A 4677-nucleotide genomic window follows, 5' to 3' on the forward strand; every position below is an offset into this window, starting at 1 on the left:
GCTCCCGCCGACATCGCACGCGCGCGTGTGTCAGCCGTTCGCCACCGAAGGCGAGGCGGACGCGGACGCGGACTTGCAGCTCGGCTGCCGGGCCATCGCCTTGCCCACGTCGCCCTCCTCCAGGTTCTTCAGGGCGTCGCTGCCGGTCCTGCTCAGCTTCTCCAGCTGGGTGGCGATGTCCTTCAGGCCGTCCGCGAACTTGGCCTGGTTCTTGGTGTCGAGCTTGTCGACCTGCTGCTTGAGGGAGGCGTAGGAGGCACTGAGGTTGTTGAGCTCCTTGACCGCGGCCTGCTGCTTCTTCTCGCCGTCGTCGACCTGGGGAGCGCCCGCCTTGTTCACGGCGTCGCCGATCGCCTTGTAGGCGTCGGACATGTCCTGGAAGGCCTGCGCGTCGGTCTTCTGGACCTGGGCCGGCTCGCTGTTGTCCGAGGTCTCCTTCTGGATGGCGGTGTTGGCGGCCTCGATCTTCTTCGCCTGCGGCTGCACCGCGCCGCACACCTGCTTGGCCCAGACGTTCAGCGCCTCGTTCTTGCTGTCGTCGCTGCCGCTGGTGCAGCCCGTCAGTGCCAGTGCCAGTACCGCACCGCCGGACAGTGCGGCCGCGAGCTTCTTGTTCACCGGATTGGTCCCTTCCATGGCTCTCGGCCCCGGAACATACACGGCATGCCGGTGGCACCCCCGGTTCGGGCGCCCTTTAAGGGAGGTCTTGCAGCCATTTGCACCAAGCGAGAGAAGACTCACGAGGGGCGCATCCGCACAGACGACGGGCGGGCGACGCGTCGTACGCGCCGCCCGCCCGTCTCTTGCGCCGGGTCTGTGCCGAGGCCGCCTACGAAACCACCGCGGGATCGGCCGGCTTGGACACCCGTTCGGCGTTGTCCTCGTCACCCACGGCGATTCCGCGCCGCTTGGAGATGTAGACCGCGCCGGCGATGACGACCAGCGCCAGGACCGCGATCGCGATCCGTACGCCGAGACTCTTGTCACTGCCGTAGGAGAACTTGATCACCGCGGGCGCGATGAGCAGCGACACCAGGTTCATCACCTTCAGCAGCGGGTTGATCGCGGGGCCGGCGGTGTCCTTGAAGGGGTCGCCGACCGTGTCTCCGATCACCGTGGCCGCATGGGCCTCGCTGCCCTTGCCTCCGTGGTGGCCGTCCTCCACCAGTTTCTTGGCGTTGTCCCAGGCGCCTCCGGAGTTGGCGAGGAACACCGCCATCAGCGTCCCCGTGCCGATCGCGCCCGCGAGGTAGGAGCCGAGCGCGCCGACGCCGAGTGTGAACCCGATGAAGATGGGCGCCATGACGGCGAGCAGTCCGGGTGTGGCGAGCTCGCGCAAGGCGTCCTTGGTGCAGATGTCGACGACCTTGCCGTACTCCGGCTTCTCGCTGAAGTCCATGATCCCGGGCTTCTCACGGAACTGCCGCCGCACCTCGAACACCACCGAACCCGCCGACCGCGACACCGCGTTGATCGCCAGCCCCGAGAAGAGGAAGACGACCGCCGCGCCGGCGATGAGGCCGACCAGGTTGTTGGGCTGCGAGATGTCCATGATCAGGGTCATCGGCGCGCCCGCGCCGGAGATTCTCTCCCCGACGTTCTGCGCCCCGGTGGTGATCGCGTCGCGGTACGACCCGAAGAGCGCCGACGCCGCCAGGACCGCGGTGGCGATGGCGATGCCCTTGGTGATGGCCTTGGTCGTGTTGCCGACGGCGTCCAGGTTGGTGAGCACCTGCGCGCCCGCGCCCTCGACGTCGCCGGACATCTCGGCGATGCCCTGGGCGTTGTCGGAGACCGGGCCGAAGGTGTCCATGGCGACGATCACGCCGACCGTGGTGAGCAGGCCGGTGCCGGCCAGCGCCACCGCGAACAGCGCCAGCATGATCGACGTACCGCCGAGCAGGAACGCGCCGTAGACGCTGAGGCCGATCAGCAGGGCGGTGTAGACGGCCGACTCCAGACCGACGGAGACACCGGCGAGGACGACGGTGGCCGGACCGGTCAGCGAGGTCTTGCCGATGTCCCTGACCGGACGCCGGTTGGTCTCGGTGAAGTACCCGGTCAGTTGCTGGATCACGGCGGCCAGCAGGATGCCGATGGCCACCGCGACCAGGGCGAGGATCCGCGGATTGCCGCTCTTGCCCGTGATCGCCGCGTCGGTGACACCGGTCAGGTCGGCGTACGACGACGGCAGGTAGGTGAAGACGGCGATCGCGACGAGGGCGAGCGAGATCACCGCGGAGATGAAGAAGCCGCGGTTGATCGCGGTCATGCCACTGCGGTCGGCGCGGCGCGGCGCCACCGCGAAGATGCCGATCATGGCGGTGACCACGCCGATGGCCGGCACCAGCAGCGGGAAGGCGAGCCCGTCGTTGCCGAAGGCCGCCTTGCCGAGGATGAGCGCGGCGACGAGCGTGACGGCGTACGACTCGAAGAGGTCGGCCGCCATGCCCGCGCAGTCGCCGACGTTGTCGCCCACGTTGTCGGCGATGGTCGCGGCATTGCGCGGATCGTCCTCCGGAATGCCCTGTTCGACCTTGCCGACCAGGTCGGCGCCGACGTCGGCGGCCTTGGTGAAGATGCCGCCGCCGACCCGCATGAACATCGCGATGAGCGCCGCGCCGAGGCCGAAGCCCTCGAGCACCTTCGGCGCGTCGGCCGCGTACACCAGCACCACACAGGAGGCGCCCAGCAGGCCGAGCCCCACCGTGAACATGCCGACGACGCCGCCCGTACGGAAAGCGATCTTCATGGCTCTGTGCGAGACGGCGGTGAGATCCTTTTGCGGCTCACCTTCCGCGGGAGTCGCTTCCCGGGCCGCCGCGGCGACGCGCACATTGCTGCGCACGGCGAGCCACATGCCGATATAGCCGGTGGCCGCCGAGAACGCCGCACCGATCAGGAAGAACACCGATCGTCCGGCACGCTGATTCCAGTCGTCCGCGGGCAGCAGCAGGAGCAGGAAGAACACGACCACGGCGAATACGCCGAGTGTGCGCAGCTGGCGGCCCAGATAGGCCTTCGCGCCTTCCTGGACCGCTTCTGCGATCTTCTTCATGCTGTCGGTGCCCTCGCCCGCCGCGAGTACCTGGCGCACCAGGATGCCTGCGACCACGAGCGCGGCCAGCGCGACGGCCGCGATGACCGCCACGATGATCCGATTGTCGTTGGTCAGGACCGCGGCTGCGAAGGTTGTGGGGTGGCCCAACTGATGAGGGGTAGAAAGCCCCGCCATTCGTCCTCCTTGACGCTTGGGCTGAGCTCAAGATGTGGACGGATTGTAGGTAGCGGAACCTGATCAAAACAGAGCGCGGCAAACCGGATCGGCCTTCACCTGCTCTTCAGCAAATGATCGACGTCACGCCACGGAACCCGAAAGAGGTAATGGTTCAAAACCATTGACACTCGATCAATGGTTGATCAAATGATCTGCTGACTGATCGTGAATTCCTTCACGAATTCAATGTACCTGGTGGACACGGTCGGCGAAAACGCAAAGGGCCCTGCCGAGCAGGGCCCTCGTGCGGTGCGCCGAGCGGGTGGTGGCACGCGTCAGGGAAGCGTGGCGGCCGGCGGCGTGGTCGGCCAGGTCATCTTGATCTGTCCGCCGTGCTCCCCGGCCGAGACCTCCACGTCGTCGACGAGGCCGCTGATGACCGCGAGGCCCATCTCGTCCTCCTCGACCTCCGCCTCGTCCACGGCGCCCGGGGCGTCCCCGGGGTGGTGCGGCGTGTGCCGGGCCTCGTCGCCGACCTCGATGGAGAACTGTTTCTCCTCCTCGGTGAGCAGCACCTTCACCGGTGCCGAGACCCCGCCGTTGCGATGCAGTCCGACGGCGCGCGAACAGGCCTCGCCCACGGCGAGCCTGACCTCGTCGAGGACGGCCTCGTCCACCCCGGCCCTGCGCGCCACCGCGGCCGCCACCAGCCGGGCGGTCCTGACGTGCTCGGGCAGCGCGCTGAAGCGGAGTTCGACGGTGGCCATGCATCCCCCTCGGAGCTACGGGCGTGCTGTCGAGGGACCGGGCCGCCGAAAAGTCCGGTCCCCCGCTTGAACTCTTCCGCCCCGGGCACCGGCCGGGGCCGGCGGTCAGTCGGTGGCCGCCACCGCTTCGTCGACCGTGGTGTGAATCGGGAACACCTTGGTCAGACCGGTGATGCGGAAGATCTTGAGAATGCGCTCCTGGTTGCACACCAGGCGCAGCGAGCCCTCATGGGCACGCACTCGCTTCAGACCGCCGACCAGCACGCCGAGCCCGGTGGAGTCGAGGAAGTCCACGCCCTCCATGTCGACGACGAGGTGGAAATTCCCGTCGTTCACCAGCTCGACCAGCTGCTCGCGCAGCTTGGGCGCGGTATATACGTCGATTTCGCCACCGACCTCGACGACCGTACGATCGCCGACGGTACGGGTCGACAGGGACAGGTCCACGGATCCTCCAGCACCTTGCTATCGAGCGGTCGCCCCTCGGGCACCTCGGCTTGAAGCCCCCGGGACGGTTCGCCAGCCGCGATGGCATTCAATCACTTACCGGCAGGCGTGCACGACGCCTTGGTCCCATTGTCCTGCACGCCGGTGACACACTCGGTGCCGATGGCCAAGAATCACCGATCCGATCGATCCCCGACGGACCCCGCAACCCGCCTGACGCCAGGCGCGGTTCTGGACCGGCTCGGC

The 4677-nt window shown here is 67.8% G+C and carries 4 protein-coding genes; all 4 read right to left on the minus strand.

The window, feature by feature from the left end; genetic code table 11:
* Positions 1-30: 30 nt before the first annotated feature.
* Positions 31-636 carry a small secreted protein gene (locus RH94_RS08785; protein ID WP_073947062.1) on the minus strand — a complete coding sequence of 202 codons (606 nt, stop codon included), beginning with the start codon at positions 634-636 and terminating at the stop codon, positions 31-33.
* A 193-nt stretch (positions 637-829) separates the two neighbouring features.
* Positions 830-3235: a sodium-translocating pyrophosphatase gene (locus RH94_RS08790; protein WP_073947063.1), complete on the minus strand. Its 2406-nt coding sequence runs from the start codon at positions 3233-3235 to the stop codon at positions 830-832.
* A gap of 317 nt (positions 3236-3552) precedes the next feature.
* A complete protein-coding gene (locus tag RH94_RS08795; RefSeq protein WP_073947064.1) occupies positions 3553-3984 on the minus strand; it encodes an ATP-binding protein in 432 nt (143 codons plus the stop codon).
* Between the two features lie 105 nt (positions 3985-4089).
* A complete protein-coding gene (gene bldG / locus RH94_RS08800; protein ID WP_073947065.1) occupies positions 4090-4431 on the minus strand; it encodes an anti-sigma factor antagonist BldG in 342 nt (113 codons plus the stop codon).
* Positions 4432-4677: the final 246 nt, after the last annotated feature.

It is taken from the genome of Streptomyces kebangsaanensis (genome assembly GCF_001906585.1).
GTDB lineage: Bacteria > Actinomycetota > Actinomycetes > Streptomycetales > Streptomycetaceae > Streptomyces > Streptomyces kebangsaanensis.

Excerpts from the sequence above, each read along its gene's own strand:
- RH94_RS08785 (WP_073947062.1), bottom strand. The coding sequence starts at position 636 with ATGGAAGGGACCAATCCGGTGAACAAGAAGCTCGCGGCCGCACTGTCC.
- RH94_RS08790 (WP_073947063.1), bottom strand. The coding sequence starts at position 3,235 with ATGGCGGGGCTTTCTACCCCTCATCAGTTGGGCCACCCCACAACCTTC.
- RH94_RS08795 (WP_073947064.1), bottom strand. The coding sequence starts at position 3,984 with ATGGCCACCGTCGAACTCCGCTTCAGCGCGCTGCCCGAGCACGTCAGG.